This is a genomic window from Enterobacter cloacae complex sp. IR5412, from assembly GCF_049237385.1.
Taxonomy (GTDB): Bacteria; Pseudomonadota; Gammaproteobacteria; order Enterobacterales; family Enterobacteriaceae; genus Enterobacter; species Enterobacter intestinihominis.
The window spans coordinates 115,251-134,418 of the sequence record NZ_JBMKHQ010000003.1; the positions used below are offsets into that span (position 1 = coordinate 115,251).

Consider the following 19,168-nt stretch of genomic DNA (forward strand, 5'->3'; position numbering starts at 1 on the left):
TCACTCTCTCTCCATGTTCAGCGGGAAATGACAGGCAAACAGATGATTTTTCGGCCCTGTCAGGCGCGGTGTTTCAATGCATTTACGCTGAGCATACGGGCAACGCGGACCCAGACGGCAGCCAATGGGCAGCGATTCCAGCAGCGGTATCGCGCCAGGCAGAGTATTCAGACGGCTCTTGTGTGGCATTGCGCTGCCAAAATCAGGGATCGCCCTGATCAGCGCCTGCGTGTAGGGATGATGCGGCGTCGTCACCAGGTCTTCGCTTGGCGCGGTTTCTACCGTTTGTCCGCAATACATCACGTCAATTTTATCCGCCCACTTGCTCAACATTTGCAGGTCATGGCTGATCAGCAAAATGGTGGTGTTGTTATTCTGGTTCAGACGCGTGAGCAGGCGGAAAATCTGCGCCTGAGTCGTTGGCTCCATCGCGTTCGTCGGTTCGTCCGCAATCAGCAGACGCGGCTGATTGGCCAGGGCGATAGCAATCATCACTTTCTGGCATTCACCGTCGGTCAGTTCGTAGGGGAAACTGCGCATCGCGTCTTTATGGTCTTTGATTCCGACACGGTGCAACAGCTCAATGGCACGGCGTTTACGCCAGCCGAAACGCTGCCACCAGCGGCCTTTATAGGTCCAGCCGGGGATATTCTGCATCAGCTGTTTCCCGACGCGCTCGGACGGATCGAGACAGGATTGCGGCTCCTGAAAAATCATCGAGACGTTATGGCCCACCAGTTTACGGCGTTCGCGCGGGGAGAGACGCAACAGATCGATGTCGTCGAAACGCATACGGTCGGCGGTCACCCGCCAGTTGTCCTTTGCCACGCCGCAAATGGCTTTGGCGATTAGACTCTTACCGGAACCCGATTCGCCCACCAGCCCGCGTATTTCGCCCTCAGCGAGCGTAATACTGATGCGATCCACCGCTTTAACCCAGCCTTCGCCCGTTTTAATTTCGATCGTGAGGTTGCGGATATCAAGTAACGGCATTATTGCACCCCCGCATTGATTGCGCGGCGGATCCCGTCGCCAAGCAGGTTAACGAGCAGAACGCTCACCATGATGGCCGCGCCCGGCAGCATGACCGTCCACGGCGCAACGTAAATCAGCTCCAGCGCATCGCCGAGCATTGCGCCCCATTCCGGGGAGGGGAGCTGCGCGCCCAGGTCCAGGAAGCCCAGCGCTGCGATATCCAGAATCGCCATCGACAGGGCGCGGGTGATCTCCGTCACCAGCCCGGCGGCAATGTTAGGCAGCACGGCAAACCACAAAATATTAAACGTGGTGGCGCCATCCAGACGGGCGGCAACGACATACTCTTTCTCCAGTTCGTCGTGAACCAGGCTGTAAACCGATCGCACCATGCGCGGCAGAATGGCCAGCCAGACGGCGAACATCGCATGTGTGAGGTGCGGCCCCGCGAAGGCCACGACGATAATCGCCAGCAGCAGCGAAGGAATAGAGAGCAAGGTATCAAGAATATGGTTAAGCACGGCAGACCGCAGCCCGTGGGTAGAGCCGGCAAAAATGCCCAGCGCAAGGCCGCATATCGCGGCGGCCAGGGTGACCACGAACGCGCCGCCTACCGTAGGTGCGGCGCCGCTCAGTAAACGACTTAGCACGTCGCGTCCGAGATCATCAGTCCCCAGGAAGAACGAAACCTCCCCGTAACGCGACCACGATGGCGGTAAAAGCTGATAACCAAGGAACTGCTGATCGATGCCATACGGCGCAAACCACGAACCCAAAACACACAGCAACACGAGGCCAATGCAGCCGTAAAAGCCGATCATCGCCGTGGTGTCGCCGTAGAAATTACGCCACACGGTGCGTAGCGCACCAGGCGTGCGCTTTTCGCTGTAGACGTTATCGTAAGGCATACCATTCCTTATGCTTCAACGGGTTGGCCATGGCACCCAAAATATCGGAAACAACGTTAACAATAATAACCAGCGAGCCAATCACCATCACTCCGGCGGAGATCGCAGCGTAATCCTGCTGGCGAATGGCGTTGATCATCCAGCGTCCAAGGCCCGGCCAGCTGAAAACCATCTCGGTGATCATCGCCAGCGTCAGCATGGTTGAGAATTGCAGCCCAAGCCGTGGGATTACCGGCGGCAACGCATTGTGCAGCACATGGCGACGTAGAATCGTCAGGCGAGACAGTCCGCGTGTGGCGGCGGCTTTCACATAGTTTTGATCGAAGACTTCGATAGTGCTGATGCGCATCAGGCGGATCACTTCGGTCGTCGGTGCGACGGCCAGCGTGAGCACTGGCAGCACCATATGGCGCAGGGCGCTCACGATCATTTCGTCGCGCCAGACTGAATCGGAAAGCCAGGCGTCAACGATGGCGAAGCCGCTCACCGTTTGCACGTTATATAGCAGGTCGAAACGGCCAGACACCGGAAGCCAGCCTAACGTCAGTGAGAAGAAGAGGGTAAGCAGCAGCGCCAGCCAGAAAACAGGGATGGAAAAGCCAATTAAGGCAAGCGCGCTGATGAATTTATCCTGCCATTTATTGCGATAAATTCCCGCCAGCATCCCCACCGGGATCCCCACCATGAGGGCAAAGCCAAAGGCGAGTATACACAGCTCCATGGTGGCCGGGAAAACCATCTTCAGCTGCTCAGAGATGAGCTGTCCGTTGATGCTGGACACGCCAAAATCCCAGTGCAACAGGCCGTTAAACCAGAACAGCCAGGCGTCCCAGAGGGATGAGCCCTGAAGCGGGGCGTGCGGCGTAAAGTAGCTAAGGCTAAAGCCGACAAAGGTCAGGAAGAACAGGGTGACCAGCAGTAATAGCAGCCGCCGCAAGGTAAATATAATCATGGTTTTTTCACCTCTTGTTCTTTCTCACGAGTCACGCCCGCGAAGGAGGCGTTACCAAACGGGCTGAGTACCAGCCCTTTTATATCGTAACGGTAGGCCTGAAGGCGCAGGGAAGAGGCAAGCGGCAACACGGGAAGCTCTCTGGCCAGAATATTTTGCGCTTCATCGTAGGCCTCAATGCGTGAAGCAAGCTGTTGAGATGAGAGGGCTTTTTGCAGCACAGCATCAAATTCCCGGTTACACCAGTGCGCGTAGTTGGTCTGGGAGTTGATCGCTGCACAGCTCAGCAGCGGACGGAAGAAGCTGTCCGGGTCGTTACTGTCGGTAGACCAGCCAGCCAGCGTTAAGTCGTGATTCATGTCCATCAGACGCGCCTCCTGGAAACGGCCTTCGACAGGAACGATGATCACCTTAACGCCCACCTGGGCCATATCTGCCTGCAACAGTTCGGCGGTTTTCAGCGGGCTGGGGTTCCACGCCTGAGAGCTGGTGGGTACCCACAGCTGAAGCGTCAGGTTTTCTGCCCCCAGTGCTTTAAGCTGTTCGCGCGCTTTCGCCGGATTATATTCCGTGATCTTCGCCTCGCCGTCATAGGCCCAGGAGGCGCGGGGCAGAATAGAGGCGGCGGTTTCCGCGGTGCCGTAATAAATCGACTGCATCAGACGCTGATTGTTGATCGCTAACGCCAGCGCATGGCGCACGGCCGGATTATTCAGCGGTGGCTTATCGGTGTTAAACGCCAGATAGGCGATGTTCATTCCCGGGCGTAGGGTCAGGCGCAGGCGGGGGTCGTCGCGCAAAATAGTCAACTGGCTGGCCGCAGGCCACGCAAGGACGTCGCACTCACCGGTCAGCAGTTTGGAGAGGCGGCCTGTTCCACCTGAACCCAGATCAACAATAACCTGCGGCATCAGCGGTTTGCCGCGCCAGAAATGATCGTGTCGTTGCAGGCGAATGTACTGTCCGGCGCGGTACTCAGCTAACTGGAAGGGTCCTGTGCCCACAGGCTCACGATCGAGACGTTCCTGACGATCCTTTTTCGTCAGCTGATCTGCGTATTCGGCTGACATGACGGACGCGTAGTGCGTCGCCAGGTGCCAGAGGAATGAGGCGTCCGGGCGCGTCAGGCGAAACTCAACCGTGCGGTTATCCAGCTTACGAACGCTTTTGACCGTGTCCGCGAATTGCAGACTGTCGAAGTAGGGGAAGTTTCCGCCGTTGACGTTATGCCACGGATGGTTGCGGTTAAAGATGCGCTGGAAGGTGAAAACCACGTCATCCGCGTTGAGCTTGCGGGTTGGGGTAAACCACGGGGTGTGCTGAAAAGCCACATCATCGCGTAGACGGAAGCGGTACGTGGCGCCGTTATCAAGCACTTCCCAACTTTCAGCAAGCTCCGGAACCAGCCGATAGGTATAAGGATCGACGTCGAGCAGGCGATCGTAAATCTGTGCGGCCAGCGTATCAACAATCACGCCGCTCCCCGCCTTTTGCGGGTTAAAGGTATCAACTTGCCCGCTGACGCAATAGACGAAACCACTATCACGAATATCAGGAGGCGCAGTACGATCGGGCGCAGCAAAGGCCAGATTGCTGAACAGACCGAGTGCAAACAGGGATGATAAAACCAGGCGCATAGTTTTTAAGGTTTTTAGATTCGATCTGCAAAGTGTATCGCACTTACGCCTGCTTCGTAAAAATGTCTGGGGGTAAGTGCTGATAATGTCAGCGCATTTGATGTTTTTTGAGCAATGCCCTTAACTGATGGTAGGTCAGACCCAGCAGTTCAGCTGCCCGTTTCTGGTTATATTTCGCCTCTTTCAGGCTCCGTTCCAGCAGTTGCTGCTCCTGCTGATGCTGGAACTGGCGTAAATCGAGCGGCAACGCCGGATCATGCTGGCGCGCCGCCGGAGCAAGGAGCTGTTTAACCTCGCGCCGAAACGGATCGAGAATAATGTTGTCCAGTTCGGTCTCGCTGCTGCCATGACGGTAAACAGACCGTTCCACCACGTTTTTCAGTTCACGGATATTCCCCGGCCAGTGGTAACCGAGCAGGGTCTCGGTGGCCTGTTCGCTGAAGCCCGGAAAGAGCGGCAGGCCCAGTTCCCGGCACATCTGAATGGCAAATTGATCGGCCAGCAGCATGATATCGCTGCGTCGCTCACGCAGCGGCGGCAACTGGACGACATCGAAAGCCAGCCGGTCCAGCAGGTCGGCGCGGAATTTATCTTCTGCAACCATCGCGGGCAGATCGGCGTTAGTGGCGCACACCAGGCGAACGTTAACCTGAAGCGGCTGACTTCCGCCAACGCGTTCCAGTTCGCCATACTCAATGACGCGCAGCAGCTTTTCCTGTACCAGCATTGGCGCGGTCGCCAGCTCGTCGAGAAAGAGCGTTCCGCCATCGGCACGTTCAAAACGACCGGGGTGCCGTTTTTGTGCGCCAGTAAACGCGCCGGCTTCATGACCGAAAAGCTCCGTGTCGAGCAGATTTTCATTCAGCGCCGCGCAGTTAAGCGAAATAAAAGGCCCGTCCCAGCGGCCAGACAGAAAGTGCAGACGGTTAGCGATAAGTTCTTTACCCGTTCCGCGCTCACCGATAATGAGCACCGGTTTATTCATCGGCGCCAGGCGCGATACCTGCTCAAGCACTTCCAGGAAGCTGTTTGCCTCGCCAAGCAAATTGTCTTTATATTCAGCCATGATGAAATTAACCACTCCTTAGTGATATTCACCAGGTGAGAATAGCCGCTGGATGGATAAATATCAATGACACCCAGTAAAATCAATAAGATAAAAAGTTGGCATGGGATTTGTATTAACTACTCAGCAGGGCATCGCCCGATAACAGAACTATGAGGATTGAATTATGGGTATTTTTTCTCGTTTTGCCGACATCGTGAACGCCAACATCAACTCGCTGCTGGAGAAAGCAGAAGATCCGCAGAAGCTGGTGCGCCTGATGATTCAGGAGATGGAAGACACGCTGGTTGAAGTACGCTCCACCTCCGCCCGCGCGCTGGCAGAGAAGAAGCAGTTAACGCGTCGTATCGAGCAGGCGACTGCCCAGCTTAACGAGTGGCAGGAAAAAGCTGAACTGGCGCTGCGCAAAGATAAAGAAGATCTGGCCCGCGCTGCGCTGATTGAGAAGCAGAAGCTGACCGATATGGTGGCCACGCTGGAACATGAAGTGACGCTGGTGGATGATACTCTGACGCGTATGAAGAAAGAGATTGGTGAGCTTGAAAACAAACTCAGCGAAACCCGTGCACGTCAACAGGCGCTGGCGCTGCGCCACCAGGCTGCAAGTTCGTCCCGCGACGTGCGTCGCCAGCTGGACAGCGGCAAACTGGATGAAGCGATGGCGCGTTTCGAATCGTTCGAACGTCGTATCGACCACATGGAAGCGGAAGCCGAAAGCCACAGCATCGGTAAGCAGAAAACCCTGGATCAGCAGTTTGCTGACCTGAAAGCCGATGATGAAATTAGCGAGCAACTGGCGGCGCTGAAAGCCAAAATGAAGCAAGACAACCAATAATAAATCCTGCGGCACCTGAGCGTGCCGCATCGCAAGACAAGGAGTACACATGAGCGCGCTTTTTCTGGCAATACCCCTGACAATTTTCGTGCTGTTTGTTCTGCCCATCTGGTTATGGCTGCACTACAGCAACCGCTCTTCTCGCGGGGAGCTGTCGCAAAGCGAGCAACAGCGGCTGGCGCAGCTCTCTTCTGAGGCAAACAAAATGCGCGAACGTATTCAGGCGCTGGAAGCCATCCTGGATGCGGAACACCCGAACTGGAGGGAGCGTTAATGGCTGGACTAAATCTGAATAAAAAACTGTGTCGCATCCCGCAGCAGGGCATGGTTCGGGGCGTTTGCGCCGGGCTGGCACACTATCTGGATGTCCCGGTAAAACTGGTACGTGTGGTCACCGTATTGTCGATTTTCTTTGGCCTGGCCTTTATTACACTGGTGGCTTACATCATTCTGTCGTTTGTACTTGATCCGATGCCGGAAGGTGAGCTGGATGCGGAAAACACGCCAACCAGCAGCGATCTTCTTAACGCGGTGGATGAACAGCTGAGCGCAGGGGAGAAGCGATTGCGCGAGATGGAACGTTATGTCACCTCCGATACCTTTACGCTGAGAAGTCGTTTCCGTCAGCTTTAAGAGAGAACTTACATGAAACAAAACTGGCAACAGGCCGGTCAGAAGGTAAAACCCGGCCTGAAAATCGCAGGTAAACTGGTTCTGATGACGGCGTTACGTTATGGTCCGGCTGGTGTGGCGGGCTGGGCGATCAAGTCTGTTGCCCGTAAGCCGGTCAGAATGTTGCTGGCGGTCGCCCTGGAGCCGCTGTTACAAAAACTGGCAAAACGCGTTTCACGTCGCTACTTTTCACGCTAATCCCGCTCATATAAGCCCTTTCTCGCGCTGAGGGAGGGCATAAATTCCCTCTCTGCTTTTTCTCTTTCTTTGCGGCAGCTCACATTACTGCGTTGCGCTGCTTTGAGAATGCCTTTTTCAGCCCCCAGGTCCGTTGACAGATATTTTTCATGGGAGTAGATTGCCACTCCGTGGGACCGCTACCATGGAAAATAATGTGAACGCAAAAATTAAATACCTTATCAATCATATTTACGGTGAATCATTTTCAGATGCACACCTGGACGTGTTATTAACTAAGCTTCAACTGGCGGCGGTTAATATTACGGAGAAGCGTAAGTCAGGCTGGGATGAAAAAGATGTTGTTCTGATTACCTATGCCGATCAGATCTCCGCGAAAGGGGAGAAAGCATTGCCGGTATTTACCCGGTTCTATAATGAGTGGCTTTCTCGTACTTTTTCTCATGTCCATCTTTTACCTTTCTATCCGTGGTCATCAGATGATGGTTTTTCCGTTATTGATTATCATACCGTTGCACCTGAAACGGGAAACTGGCGCGATGTCGCGGAATTAAAACAGTCAGCCAGCTTAATGTTTGATTTCGTTTGCAATCATATGTCAGCGAAAAGCGAATGGTTTGCGAATTATCTTGCGCAGAAGCCTGGTTATGAAGATTTCTTTATTTCTGTCGATCCGGAAACCGATTTATCCGCGGTGACGCGCCCACGCGCTCTACCGCTGTTGACGCCGTTTACGCTTAATGATGGCAGCGTTCGTCATTTATGGACTACATTCAGCGATGACCAGATCGATCTCAATTTCGCCTCGCCGCAGGTGCTGATTGCAATGGTTGACGTTCTGCTCCATTACCTCATGGAAGGGGCGCGTTATATCCGTCTGGATGCGGTCGGGTTTATGTGGAAAATCCCGGGAACAACCTGCATCCATCTGGAACAAACCCATTGCCTTATTCAGCTGTTCCGCGCCATTACGGACGCCGTGGCACCTGGAACGGTGATCATTACTGAGACAAATGTTCCGCACAAAGACAACATCTCTTACTTCGGTGATGGTGAAAACGAAGCCCAGATGGTCTATCAGTTTTCCTTACCTCCGCTGGTGCTGCATGCCGTTCATCGTCAGGATGTGAAAGCACTTTGCCAATGGGCGGGGTCGCTGGCACTGCCTTCTTCACACACTACATGGTTTAATTTCCTGGCATCGCATGATGGTATCGGTTTGAATCCGTTGCGCGGCATTCTTCCGGAATCAGAGATCCTCTCGTTGGTCGAAAATCTTCAGCAGGAAGGCGCGCTGGTCAACTGGAAAAATAATCCTGACGGAACGCGAAGCCCTTATGAAATTAATGTCACCTATCTTGATGCGTTAAGTTTACAAGACAGTTCAGATGAGGAACGTATTGCACGGTTCCTCCTCGCGCATGCTGTGTTGTTAAGTTTCCCAGGCGTCCCGGCTGTTTATATTCAGAGCATTCTTGGTTCGCGGAACGATTATGAAGGCGTCGAACGCCTCGGATATAACCGCGCGATTAACCGGAAAAAATACACGGCGGGGCAGCTTGATAGCGAACTGAATAATAAGAAGAGTATTCGTTATCAAATTTATTCTCGTTTGAGTGAGTTTATCGCTATTCGTCGCGGCGAGAGGGCGTTCCATCCGGATAGTCAGGCTGCTTTCGACGCAGTGGGTAAACAAATTCTTAAAATTATTCGTGTTGCTGAAAATGGCGAGCGAATTACAGCATTATTTAATTTTAGCAATAAAATGCAGACCGTTTATGAACAAACGCTTTCTGGTAAGGAATTATTATCAGGACAGGATATTAGCGGTACGGAGCTGATCCTCAATCCATGGCAGGTAATGTGGATTAAAGAAAACTAAAAAGGACCCTAAAATGAAAATGCCAAAAATTGTGCTGTTATCAGCACTGGTTTCGTGCGCCCTGTTATCAGGCTGTAAGGACGATAAAGCATCTCAGGTCACCATTGAGTTTATGCACTCGTCGGTAGAACAGGAGCGTCAGGCCGTTATCACGAAATTGATTGAAAAATTCGAAAAAGAGAACCCGACTATAACGGTGAAACAGGTACCCGTTGAGGAAGATGCCTATAACACCAAGGTTATTACTCTGGCCCGTACCGGTGCGCTACCGGAGGTGATAGAGATCAGTCATGACTACGCCAAAGTCATGGATAAAGAGCAGTTGCTGGATCGTGACGCCATCGGCCGCGCCGTCAAGGCGGTGGGCGAGGAGACATTTTACGACGGCATTTTACGCGTGGTTCGCACGGAAGATGGCAGCGCATGGACGGGGGTGCCGGTTAGCGCCTGGCTGTCCGGCATCTGGTATCACAAAGATGCGCTCGCGGCAGCGGGGATCGAGGAACCGCACAACTGGGAACAACTGCTGAAAGCCAGTCAGGCGCTCAACGATCCGGCGAAAAAACATTACGGTATCGCGCTTCCAACCGCAGAAAGCGTCATGACGGAGCAGGCTTTCTCGCAGTTTGCTTTGTCTGGAGGGGCTAACGTCTTTGATGCAAACGGCAGCGTGAAAATCGATACCCCTGAGATGTCGAAAGCGCTGGAGTTTTATAGGGCACTGGCCGCGAACACCATGCCGGGCTCGAATGATGTCATGGAGATCAAAGACGCCTTCATGAACGGTTCTGCGCCTATGGCCGTTTACTCTACCTATATCCTGCCCGCGGTCTTCAAAGATGGCAATCCGGCCAACCTGGGGTTCGTAGTCCCGACGGAAAAATCATCAGCCGTGTACGGCATGATCACTTCGTTGACGATCACTACCGGCCAGACCGAAGAGGAAACGCAGGCCGCCGAGAAATTTGTCACCTGGATGGAGCAGGCTCAGAACGCCTCTGATTGGGTCATGATGTCTCCGGGCGCCGCGCTACCGGTCAATAAACTCGTGGTGGGCACAGATTCCTGGAAAAACAACGACGTTATCAAGGCCTTTGGTCAACTGCCTTACGAGCTGATTGCGCAGTTCCCGAACGTCCAGGTGTTTGGTGCCGTGGGCGACAAGAACTTTACCCGCATGGGAGATGTTACCGGGTCCGGCATTATCAGTTCCATGGTGCATAACGTGACGGTGGGACAAAAAGATCTCAGTGCGACGTTAAGCAACAGCCAGAAGAAACTGACTGACCTGATATCACAACGATAGGAGCGCTTTGCGAAGGGAATTATGAAGACGTTGTTTTCTGGTCGTTCAGATATGCCTTTCGCCATGCTGCTGTTGGCCCCCAGCCTGATTTTGCTGGGGGGCCTGGTGGCCTGGCCAATGATTTCAAACATTGAAATCAGTTTTTTACGTTTACCGCTGAATCCGCGTATTGATGCGGTGTTCGTCGGTCTGGATAACTACATTCGCATCCTGGGCGATGCTGCGTTCTGGCACTCCCTGTGGATGACGTTCTGGTATACGGCGCTGGTGGTGATCGGCAGCACCGGACTGGGGCTGGCCGTAGCGATCTTCTTTAACCGTGAATTCCGCATGCGGAAAACGGCACGTTCACTGGTGATACTGTCCTATGTGACGCCGTCTATTTCACTGGTATTTGCCTGGAAATACATGTTCAACAACGGCTACGGAATTGTGAACTATCTTGGCGTTGATCTGCTGCATCTCTACGATCAGGCGCCGCTGTGGTTCGATAACCCTGGCAGCAGTTTTGTCCTGGTCGTGCTGTTCGCCATCTGGCGTTACTTCCCGTATGCCTTTATCTCGTTCCTCGCGATTCTACAGACCATTGATAAATCCTTGTACGAAGCGGCAGAGATGGACGGGGCGAATGCCTGGCAGCGTTTTCGTATCGTGACGTTGCCCGCCATCATGCCGGTGCTGGCCACGGTGGTCACGCTGCGCACCATCTGGATGTTCTACATGTTTGCGGATGTTTATCTGCTCACCACCAAGGTCGACATTCTGGGCGTATATCTCTACAAAACCGCCTTTGCGTTCAATGACCTGGGTAAAGCAGCCGCCATTTCCGTTGTGCTGTTTGTGATCATCTTCGCTGTCATTCTGCTGACCAGAAAAAGGGTAAACCTCAATGGCAACAAATAAACGCGTTCTGGGCCGTATCGGTTTTTATCTGGGACTGGCGGTATTCCTGATTATCACGCTGTTTCCGTTTTTTGTGATGCTGATGACATCGTTCAAAAGCGCGAAAGAGGCGATCTCACTGCACCCGACTATCCTGCCGCAGGAGTGGACGTTACAGCACTACATCGACATCTTTAACCCGCTGATTTTCCCGTTTGTGGATTATTTCCGTAACAGCATGGTGGTGTCACTGACCTCCTCGGTCATTGCGGTGTTTCTCGGTACGCTGGGCGCTTATGCGTTATCCAAACTGCGCTTTAAAGGGCGCACGACGATCAATGCGAGCTTCTACACCGTCTATATGTTCTCCGGGATCCTGCTGGTAGTGCCGCTGTTCAAAATCATCACCGCGCTCGGCATTTATGACACCGAGCTGGCGCTGATCATCACCATGGTGACGCAGACGTTGCCGACTGCGGTCTTTATGCTGCGCAGCTATTTCGACACTATCCCGGACGAAATCGAAGAAGCCGCGATGATGGACGGCCTGAACCGCCTGCAAATCATCTTCCGCATCACCGTGCCGCTGGCGATCTCGGGTCTGGTGTCAGTCTTCGTTTACTGCTTCATGGTGGCGTGGAATGACTACCTGTTCGCCTCCATTTTCCTGTCCAGCGCCAGCAACTTCACGTTGCCGGTGGGGCTGAACACGCTCTTCAGTACGCCAGATTACATCTGGGGTCGCATGATGGCGGCATCGCTGGTGACCGCACTGCCCGTTGTCATTATGTATGCCCTGTCTGAACGTTTTATTAAAAGTGGTTTGACCGCCGGCGGCGTAAAGGGCTGAGGCGGCCGATTTTAACAAGGAGTGAGTCATGAAAAAATTAGTTGCGACAGCGCCTCGTGTAGCGGCGCTGGTGGAATACGAAGATCGTCCTGTTGCAGCACATGAAGTGAAGATTCGTGCCCGTTATGGCGCCCCGAAACACGGCACCGAAGTTGTGGATTTCCGCGCGGCAAGCCCGTTCATTGATGAAGAGTTTAACGCCGAGTGGCAGATGTTTACCCCACGTGAAGAGGGGGCAGCACGCGGCATCGAATTTGGTAAATTCCAGCTGGGTAACATGATCGTCGGCGACATCATCGAATGTGGTGCGGACGTAACGGAATACCAGATCGGCGACAGCGTTTGCTGCTACGGCCCATTGCAGGAAACGGTCATCGTCAACGCGGTGAACAACTATAAGCTGCGCAAAATGCCGCAGGGCGCATCCTGGAAAAACGCCGTTTGTTACGATCCGGCTCAGTTCGCCATGAGCGGCGTGCGTGATGCTAATGTCCGCGTAGGGGATTTCGTTGTAGTTGTCGGGCTGGGCGCTATTGGCCAGATTGCGATTCAGCTGGCGAAAAAAGCTGGCGCGTCAGTGGTTATTGGTGTCGATCCTATTGAACATCGCTGTGAGATCGCCCGCCGTCACGGTGCAGACCACTGCCTGAACCCAATCGGTACCGATGTCGGTCTTGAAATTAAGAAACTGACCGGCAAGCAGGGCGCGGATGTGATCATCGAAACCAGCGGCTTTGCAGATGCGCTGCAATCTGCGCTGCGCGGACTCGCCTACGGCGGCACGATCTCTTACGTGGCTTTCGCCAAACCTTTTGCGGCAGGCTTCAACCTGGGCCGCGAAGCACACTTCAACAACGCGAAGATTGTCTTCTCCCGCGCATGCAGTGAACCCAACCCGGATTATCCACGCTGGAGTCGCAAGCGTATTGAAGAGACCTGCTGGGAATTGCTGATGAACGGTTATCTCAATTGTGAAGATCTGATCGACCCGGTCGTCACCTTTACCACCAGCCCGGAAAGCTATATGAAGTATGTCGATCAGCACCCGGAACTCAGTATCAAAATGGGCGTTACTTTTTAAGCTAAGGACAGCAAATCATGAAAATCGCAACACAAAACCAGGCCTTTTTCCCGACCGCTATCATGGAAAAATTCAAATATATCAAAGCGATGGGATTTGATGGCTATGAAATTGATGGCCGACTGCTGGTTGAACATCTCGACGAAGTGAAAGCCGCTATCAAAGCCACCGGTCTGCCGGTCACGACGGCGTGTGGCGGATACGATGGCTGGATCGGGGATTTCATCGAAGAACGCCGCCTGAACGGTCTCCAGCAGATTGAACGCATTCTGGAAGCGCTGGCAGAAGTTGGCGGAAAGGGGATTATCGTTCCGGCTGCCTGGGGGATGTTTACCTTCCGTCTGCCGCCAATGACTTCGCCACGTAGCCTGGACGGCGATCGCAAAGCGGTCCGCGCTTCCCTGCGCTGGCTGGATGAGGTAGCAGCACGCACCGGTACTACCGTCTCCCTGGAGCCGCTGAACCGCTATCAGGATCATATGATCAACACCCTGGCCGACGCGCGTCGTTACATCGAAGAGAACGGCCTGAAGCACGTGCAGATCATCGGTGATTTCTACCACATGAACATTGAAGAAGACTCACTGACGGAAGCGTTGCATCACAACCGCGATCTGCTGGGTCATGTGCATATTGCTGATAACCACCGCTATCAGCCGGGCAGCGGCAGCCTTGATTTCGCCAGCCTGTTCGGTCAGCTGCGTGCTGATAACTATCAGGGTTATGTGGTGTACGAGTGCCGGGTTCGTGCCGACGATCCGGCTCAAGCCTATCAGGACTCACTCAATTACCTGCGTGAATGCTAAGGATGACGAGCGTGATGAGTGCTTCTACACCTTTGCCTCTGCGCGTCGCCATCATTGGCGCCGGGCAGGTTGCAGACAAAGTGCATGCCTCGTATTACGCCACGCGCAGTGATGTTCAAATGGTGGCTGTCATGGACAGCCGCCTTGAGCAGGCACAGGCGTTCGCGGAACGTTATGCCATTCCAACGGCATGGCAGGACGCTCACGAGATGTTGCAGAAAGTAAAACCGGATGTGGTGAGCGTCTGTTCGCCTAACCGGTTCCATTTTGAACATGTGATGGCGGCTCTCGAAGCGGGTTGCCATGTGATGTGTGAAAAGCCGCCGGCAATGACGCCGGAACAGGCCGACCAGATGCGCATCGCGGCGCGCAAGGCAGGAAAAGTCCTTGCGTATGATTTTCATCATCGCTTTGCCCTGGACACCCAGCTCCTGCGCGATGCGGTAATGAACGGCACACTCGGTGAAATTTACTTCACTTCCGCGCAGGCGCTGCGTCGCTGCGGTGTGCCGGGGTGGGGCGTTTTCACCAATAAATCGCTCCAGGGTGGCGGGCCGCTTATCGATATCGGCATTCATATGCTGGATGCTGCGATGTACGTGTTGGGCTTCCCGGCTGTGAAGCGGGTAACCGCGCACAGCTTCCAGAGACTGGGGAACCGGAAACACAACGGTCAGTTTGGCGAATGGGATCCTACGCAGTTTACCGTGGAAGATGCCCTGTTTGGCACGATTGAATTCTGCAACGGCGGCGTTCTGCGTCTGGACACCTCCTTTGCGCTTAACATCCGCGAGCAGTCCATCATGAACGTCTCTTTCTGCGGTGATAAGGCAGGCGCAACGCTGTTCCCGGCGCATATCTATAACGACGAAGCCGGTGTTTTAGAAACCCTTATCCATCGTGAAGAGGCGGACGATCAGCGCCATCTGCGCAGTATGGATGCCTTCGTGCGTCATGTGCTGGGAGAGCACGTTATGATCGCTGACGCAGAACAGGGTCTGGTTATTCAACAGCTTGTTGCCGCGCTTTATGAATCAGCAGAAACAGGGGAAAGCGTGACATTATGCTGAACGTGTCTGTATTAAACGATCCGGGCTTTTGTCCTCACAGCCTGAACAAATATGCCTCTGTCATGTCATGCGGGAATGGATACATGGGCATTCGCGCTACGCATGAAGAAGATTACACCCAGCAGACCAGAGGCATGTATCTCGCGGGGCTTTATCATTGCGCGGGTCGCAACGAGACTACTGAGCTGGTCAATCTGCCGGATATCACCGGTATTGATGTTGAGCTTGATGGCGTCAATTTCACGCTCCTGTCAGGCGAAATTCTTGAATGGCAGCGCGAGCTGGCCTTTGCTAACGGCGAACTGCATCGCAACGTTGTCTGGCGTGCACCCGACGGGAAACGTTATCGGCTGGAGAGCCGTCGTTTTGTTTCGCTGGACCAGTTGCCCTTAGTGGCAATGCAGTTCTCGATCACACCGCTTGATGGCGACGCTCAGGCCGTGCTGAAAACCGGCATAGATGCGACACAAACGAACAGCGGCAGACAGCATCTGGATGAAATCTCGGTCAGGATCTTTGACCAGCACTACATGCAGGGCGTGTATGAAACGCAGGACCGTGCATCTGAGGTTGTGGTTTCGGCGTATTGCCAGCTCTCGACGAAAAGCGACAGCTGTTTCACCGCCAAAAACCGCCGTCTCAGCGTGCATCATTCGCTGACGATTGCTCGGGGTGACACTGTCACGCTTGAGAAGATCGTCTGGGTGGCTCATCGTAGCGAGAAAGCGCTGTCGCAGGAGTCATTCGCGCGCAACGCGCTGGCCGATCTTAAAGTCTGTGCGGCAAGAGGTTATGAGGCGTTGCTTGAAAGCTCAGCGTATGCCTGGAAAGATGTCTGGCGCGACGCACGTGTGGAAGTGACTTCCACAGAGCAACAGGATCAGCTGGCGCTGGATTACGCCGTCTGGCATCTGACGACAATGACGCCTGCTCATGATGAGCGAAGCAGTATTGCGGCGAAAGGGCTGACGGGTGAGGGGTACAAGGGGCACGTCTTCTGGGATACCGAAATTTTCCTGCTGCCGTTCCATCTGTTTACCCGCCCGCAGATTGCCCGCAGCCTGCTACGCTATCGTTGGCTTAATCTGGCAGGCGCACGGGAAAAAGCGCGCCGTAACGGTTGGCCGGGTGCATTGTTCCCGTGGGAAAGTGCGGCCAGCGGACAGGAAGAGACGCCAGAATTCGCGGCCATTAACATCCGCACCGGGGTTCGCCAGAAGGTGGCTTCCGCACTCGCTGAACATCACATCGTAGCTGATATCGCCTGGGCCGTGGTCGCTTACTGGCAGGCGACACACGACGATGCCTTTATGCGGAATGAGGGGCTGACGCTACTGATGGAAACCGCTTCGTTCTGGATGGGACGCGCGACGGAAATCAATGGTCGTCTTGAGATCCATGACGTGATCGGACCGGATGAATACACCGAGCATGTCAACAACAACGCCTACACCAACTATCTGGCCTGGCACAACGTTGCCTGCGCGCGTCAGTTTATGGCGATGTTTGGCCGTGAAGATGCGCGTTTTACGGAGAATGCCGGGAAGTTCCTGGCGCGCCTGTGGCTGCCAGAGGCCGACGCAGACGGTGTGATCCCGCAGGATGATACCTTCATGGCAAAACCTGCCATCGATCTGAGCCGCTATAAAGCCAAAGCGGGTAAGCAAACCATTCTGCTTGATTACTCTCGCGCGGAAGTGAACGAGATGCAGATCCTGAAGCAGGCCGATGTGGTGATGCTTAACTACCTGCTGCCGGAACGGTTTACGCCGCAGCAATGTGCCGCCAATCTTGCGTTCTACGAGCCACGCACGATTCATGATTCATCCCTGAGTAAAGCCATTCACGGCATTGTGCTCGCACGCTGCGGTGACACCGAGGGGGCGTATGCCTTCTGGCGTGACGGTATCGCCATCGACCTGGGGGACGACCCACACAGCAGTGATGAGGGTATTCATGCCGCCGCCACCGGTGCGATCTGGTTGGGCGCTATTCAGGGGTTTGCTGGCCTGCACATTAGCGAAGGGGAGCTGCATCTTGCACCGAAACTGCCTGTTCACTGGCAGAAACTCGCCTTCCCGCTGCGGTGGCGGGACGCAACAATGCACATTACCTGTGAAAATGACCAGTTAACCATTGAGACTACCGCACCTGTCACATTGACGCTGTGGGGTAAAACGCTGCACGTATCAGGGCGAAAAGTCTGCGCGCATAAGGACTTTCTTGCACCTGTTAATGGGACCGCTACCACGGAGGGGCGCCATGACGCTTAACGCTGTTGTATTCGATCTGGACGGGGTGATCACCGATACCGCGCATCTTCACTTTCTGGCCTGGCGCGCCGTGGCGGAGGAGATTGGTATTACCTTCGATGAAGTATTTAACGAACAGCTGAAGGGAATAAGCCGTATGGACTCCCTCCAGCGCATTCTGAAACATGGCGGGAAAGAGGGGATGTTCAGTGACGAGCAGCGCCTGGCGCTGGCAACGAAAAAAAACGCGCTTTACGTCCAGTCGCTGGCATCACTGACGCAGGATTCGCTGCTCCCGGGTATTCGCGACGTGCTGGCGGATATTCGCGCCGCGAAGGTCAAAATTGGGCTGGCATCCGTATCGCTTAATGCCCCTGGGATTTTGCACGCGTTGGGCATTCATCAGGCTTTCGATTTTTGCGCCGATGCTTCGCGCATATGCCGCTCAAAGCCGGACCCGGAGATCTTCCTTGCAGCCTGTAAAGGACTGAACGTGCGTCCTGAAGAGGCCATTGGTATCGAAGATGCCGCCGCAGGGGTAGATGCGATCAACGCCGCAGGAATGCTGTCGGTCGGAATTGGGCCTGGCCTGAACCATGCGGGATTACAACTTCATTCAACGCAGGAACTGACATGGGAACGCCTGACGGCGTTCTGGGCATCCCGGGCGTATTGATAAGGAATTAATAATGGCTCAACTGTCTCTGAAACACATTCAGAAAATCTATGATAACCAGGTCCACGTGGTTAAGGATTTCAATCTCGAGATTGAAGATAAAGAATTTATCGTCTTCGTCGGTCCATCGGGCTGTGGGAAATCCACGACGCTGCGAATGATTGCCGGCCTTGAGGAGATCAGCGCAGGTGAACTGATTATTGACGGGGTTTGCATGAATGATGTTCCCGCCAAGTCCCGTGATATCGCAATGGTCTTCCAGAACTATGCGCTCTATCCGCATATGACGGTCTACGACAACATGGCGTTTGGCCTGAAGATGCAAAAAATAGCACCTTCCATCATCGAAGAACGTGTTAGCTGGGCGGCCCAGATCCTGGGTTTACGCGACTATCTCCAGCGTAAACCTGGTGCATTGTCAGGTGGTCAGCGTCAGCGCGTGGCGTTAGGCAGGGCGATAGTGCGTGAAGCAGGGGTCTTCCTGATGGATGAACCGCTGTCAAACCTCGATGCCAAGCTTCGTGTACAGATGCGCGCTGAAATCAGCAAGCTGCACCAGAAGCTCAACACCACCATGATTTACGTGACGCACGATCAGACGGAAGCCATGACGATGGCGACCCGTATTGTGATTTTAAAAGACGGCATCATTCAGCAGGTGGGCGCGCCGAAGCAGGTTTACAACGAGCCGGCGAATATGTTCGTTGCAGGCTTTATTGGTTCACCTGCGATGAACTTCATTCGTGGCGCGATCGACGACCGATACTTCGTGACGGAAACGCTGCGTCTGGAGATCCCGGAGGAGAAGCTGGCCGTACTGAATGCGCAAGGTTACCAGCGCAAAGCGGTCGTCTTTGGGATCCGTCCGGAAGACATTCTCACGCTACAGCGCAGCGGTGAAAACATCGCGGCGAAGATCAGCGTCGCTGAGCTGACTGGGGCAGAATTTATGCTTTATGCCAACGTGGGCGGGCATGAACTGGTTGTCCGTGCGGGAGCGGCGGATGATTACGTTGCAGGAGATAATATCGGCATCCAGTTCGATATGAGTAAGTGCCATTTCTTCGATGCTGATACTGAAGCAGCTATTAGATAAGAAAGGTATTCGCCGGAAATGAAA

General features: G+C 54.1%; 19 protein-coding genes. 14 read left to right on the forward strand and 5 right to left on the reverse strand.

Translation table 11 applies throughout. The features are described from left to right. From sapD to pspF, 5 genes are all read right to left on the reverse strand, one after another. Entirely contained in the window at positions 1-993 is a 993-nt protein-coding gene (sapD, locus tag ACOTX2_RS06875; RefSeq protein WP_003856840.1) for a putrescine export ABC transporter ATP-binding protein SapD, read from the reverse strand. Then, a complete protein-coding gene (sapC, locus tag ACOTX2_RS06880) occupies positions 993-1,883 on the reverse strand; it encodes a putrescine export ABC transporter permease SapC (RefSeq protein WP_003856843.1) in 891 nt (296 codons plus the stop codon). The genes sapD and sapC overlap by 1 nt, the downstream gene beginning before the upstream one ends. Further along, positions 1,870-2,835 carry a putrescine export ABC transporter permease SapB gene (gene sapB / locus ACOTX2_RS06885; protein WP_022648308.1) on the reverse strand — a complete coding sequence of 322 codons (966 nt, stop codon included), beginning with the start codon at positions 2,833-2,835 and terminating at the stop codon, positions 1,870-1,872. The genes sapC and sapB overlap by 14 nt, the downstream gene beginning before the upstream one ends. Further along, complete coding sequence (sapA, locus tag ACOTX2_RS06890; RefSeq protein WP_022648307.1) at positions 2,832-4,472, reverse strand: ABC transporter substrate-binding protein SapA; 1,641 nt, start codon at positions 4,470-4,472, stop codon at positions 2,832-2,834. Before sapA ends, sapB begins: the two co-directional genes overlap by 4 nt. Before the next feature lie 88 nt (positions 4,473-4,560). After that, complete coding sequence (gene pspF, locus ACOTX2_RS06895) at positions 4,561-5,553, reverse strand: phage shock protein operon transcriptional activator (protein ID WP_192870445.1); 993 nt, start codon at positions 5,551-5,553, stop codon at positions 4,561-4,563. Positions 5,554-5,704: 151 nt separating this feature from the next. Here pspF and pspA point away from each other — a divergent pair, with 151 nt between their 5' ends. The 14 genes from pspA to ACOTX2_RS06965 all read left to right on the forward strand — a co-directional run bounded on the left by pspA (position 5,705) and on the right by ACOTX2_RS06965 (position 19,144). Beyond that, positions 5,705-6,373: a phage shock protein PspA gene (gene pspA, locus ACOTX2_RS06900; protein ID WP_022651342.1), complete on the forward strand. Its 669-nt coding sequence runs from the start codon at positions 5,705-5,707 to the stop codon at positions 6,371-6,373. 49 nt (positions 6,374-6,422) lie between these two features. Beyond that, entirely contained in the window at positions 6,423-6,647 is a 225-nt protein-coding gene (pspB, locus tag ACOTX2_RS06905) for an envelope stress response membrane protein PspB (RefSeq protein ID WP_022648304.1), read from the forward strand. After that, entirely contained in the window at positions 6,647-7,006 is a 360-nt protein-coding gene (gene pspC, locus ACOTX2_RS06910; protein ID WP_032653788.1) for an envelope stress response membrane protein PspC, read from the forward strand. Before pspB ends, pspC begins: the two co-directional genes overlap by 1 nt. Before the next feature lie 12 nt (positions 7,007-7,018). Further along, complete coding sequence (gene pspD / locus ACOTX2_RS06915) at positions 7,019-7,243, forward strand: phage shock protein PspD (RefSeq protein WP_006810818.1); 225 nt, start codon at positions 7,019-7,021, stop codon at positions 7,241-7,243. A 184-nt stretch (positions 7,244-7,427) separates the two neighbouring features. Then, positions 7,428-9,125 carry a sugar phosphorylase gene (locus ACOTX2_RS06920; protein WP_063147233.1) on the forward strand — a complete coding sequence of 566 codons (1,698 nt, stop codon included), beginning with the start codon at positions 7,428-7,430 and terminating at the stop codon, positions 9,123-9,125. A gap of 13 nt (positions 9,126-9,138) precedes the next feature. Next, a complete protein-coding gene (locus tag ACOTX2_RS06925; protein WP_063843818.1) occupies positions 9,139-10,431 on the forward strand; it encodes an ABC transporter substrate-binding protein in 1,293 nt (430 codons plus the stop codon). Positions 10,432-10,452: 21 nt separating this feature from the next. Beyond that, positions 10,453-11,334: a carbohydrate ABC transporter permease gene (locus ACOTX2_RS06930; protein WP_022648300.1), complete on the forward strand. Its 882-nt coding sequence runs from the start codon at positions 10,453-10,455 to the stop codon at positions 11,332-11,334. Further along, entirely contained in the window at positions 11,321-12,163 is an 843-nt protein-coding gene (locus ACOTX2_RS06935) for a carbohydrate ABC transporter permease (RefSeq protein ID WP_003856865.1), read from the forward strand. Before ACOTX2_RS06930 ends, ACOTX2_RS06935 begins: the two co-directional genes overlap by 14 nt. A 28-nt stretch (positions 12,164-12,191) precedes the next feature. Next, positions 12,192-13,244: a zinc-dependent alcohol dehydrogenase gene (locus tag ACOTX2_RS06940; protein WP_015570403.1), complete on the forward strand. Its 1,053-nt coding sequence runs from the start codon at positions 12,192-12,194 to the stop codon at positions 13,242-13,244. Between the two features lie 17 nt (positions 13,245-13,261). Next, positions 13,262-14,050 (forward strand): sugar phosphate isomerase/epimerase family protein, encoded by a 789-nt coding sequence (locus ACOTX2_RS06945; RefSeq protein ID WP_421625894.1) that lies wholly within the window; start codon positions 13,262-13,264, stop codon positions 14,048-14,050. An 11-nt stretch (positions 14,051-14,061) separates the two neighbouring features. Beyond that, a complete protein-coding gene (locus tag ACOTX2_RS06950; protein WP_100148811.1) occupies positions 14,062-15,120 on the forward strand; it encodes a Gfo/Idh/MocA family protein in 1,059 nt (352 codons plus the stop codon). Beyond that, positions 15,114-17,393, forward strand: coding sequence for a glycoside hydrolase family 65 protein (locus ACOTX2_RS06955; RefSeq protein ID WP_063147239.1), 2,280 nt, complete (start codon positions 15,114-15,116; stop codon positions 17,391-17,393). Before ACOTX2_RS06950 ends, ACOTX2_RS06955 begins: the two co-directional genes overlap by 7 nt. Further along, entirely contained in the window at positions 17,383-18,048 is a 666-nt protein-coding gene (pgmB, locus tag ACOTX2_RS06960) for a beta-phosphoglucomutase (RefSeq protein ID WP_022648295.1), read from the forward strand. The genes ACOTX2_RS06955 and pgmB overlap by 11 nt, the downstream gene beginning before the upstream one ends. 13 nt (positions 18,049-18,061) lie before the next feature. Further along, positions 18,062-19,144, forward strand: a complete 1,083-nt coding sequence (locus tag ACOTX2_RS06965; protein ID WP_022648294.1) for an ABC transporter ATP-binding protein — start codon at positions 18,062-18,064, stop codon at positions 19,142-19,144. Positions 19,145-19,168: the final 24 nt, after the last annotated feature.

What these genes read in the sequence shown, in the direction of transcription:
- pspC (WP_032653788.1), top strand. Translation starts at nt 6,647, where the DNA reads ATGGCTGGACTAAATCTGAATAAAAAACTGTGTCGCATCCCGCAGCAG.
- ACOTX2_RS06920 (WP_063147233.1), top strand. Translation starts at nt 7,428, where the DNA reads ATGGAAAATAATGTGAACGCAAAAATTAAATACCTTATCAATCATATT.
- sapA (WP_022648307.1), bottom strand. Translation starts at nt 4,472, where the DNA reads ATGCGCCTGGTTTTATCATCCCTGTTTGCACTCGGTCTGTTCAGCAAT.
- ACOTX2_RS06925 (WP_063843818.1), top strand. Translation starts at nt 9,139, where the DNA reads ATGAAAATGCCAAAAATTGTGCTGTTATCAGCACTGGTTTCGTGCGCC.
- pspB (WP_022648304.1), top strand. Translation starts at nt 6,423, where the DNA reads ATGAGCGCGCTTTTTCTGGCAATACCCCTGACAATTTTCGTGCTGTTT.
- sapB (WP_022648308.1), bottom strand. Translation starts at nt 2,835, where the DNA reads ATGATTATATTTACCTTGCGGCGGCTGCTATTACTGCTGGTCACCCTG.
- sapD (WP_003856840.1), bottom strand. Translation starts at nt 993, where the DNA reads ATGCCGTTACTTGATATCCGCAACCTCACGATCGAAATTAAAACGGGC.
- pspA (WP_022651342.1), top strand. Translation starts at nt 5,705, where the DNA reads ATGGGTATTTTTTCTCGTTTTGCCGACATCGTGAACGCCAACATCAAC.
- pspD (WP_006810818.1), top strand. Translation starts at nt 7,019, where the DNA reads ATGAAACAAAACTGGCAACAGGCCGGTCAGAAGGTAAAACCCGGCCTG.
- sapC (WP_003856843.1), bottom strand. Translation starts at nt 1,883, where the DNA reads ATGCCTTACGATAACGTCTACAGCGAAAAGCGCACGCCTGGTGCGCTA.
- pgmB (WP_022648295.1), top strand. Translation starts at nt 17,383, where the DNA reads ATGACGCTTAACGCTGTTGTATTCGATCTGGACGGGGTGATCACCGAT.
- ACOTX2_RS06935 (WP_003856865.1), top strand. Translation starts at nt 11,321, where the DNA reads ATGGCAACAAATAAACGCGTTCTGGGCCGTATCGGTTTTTATCTGGGA.
- ACOTX2_RS06940 (WP_015570403.1), top strand. Translation starts at nt 12,192, where the DNA reads ATGAAAAAATTAGTTGCGACAGCGCCTCGTGTAGCGGCGCTGGTGGAA.
- ACOTX2_RS06955 (WP_063147239.1), top strand. Translation starts at nt 15,114, where the DNA reads ATGCTGAACGTGTCTGTATTAAACGATCCGGGCTTTTGTCCTCACAGC.
- ACOTX2_RS06945 (WP_421625894.1), top strand. Translation starts at nt 13,262, where the DNA reads ATGAAAATCGCAACACAAAACCAGGCCTTTTTCCCGACCGCTATCATG.
- ACOTX2_RS06965 (WP_022648294.1), top strand. Translation starts at nt 18,062, where the DNA reads ATGGCTCAACTGTCTCTGAAACACATTCAGAAAATCTATGATAACCAG.
- ACOTX2_RS06930 (WP_022648300.1), top strand. Translation starts at nt 10,453, where the DNA reads ATGAAGACGTTGTTTTCTGGTCGTTCAGATATGCCTTTCGCCATGCTG.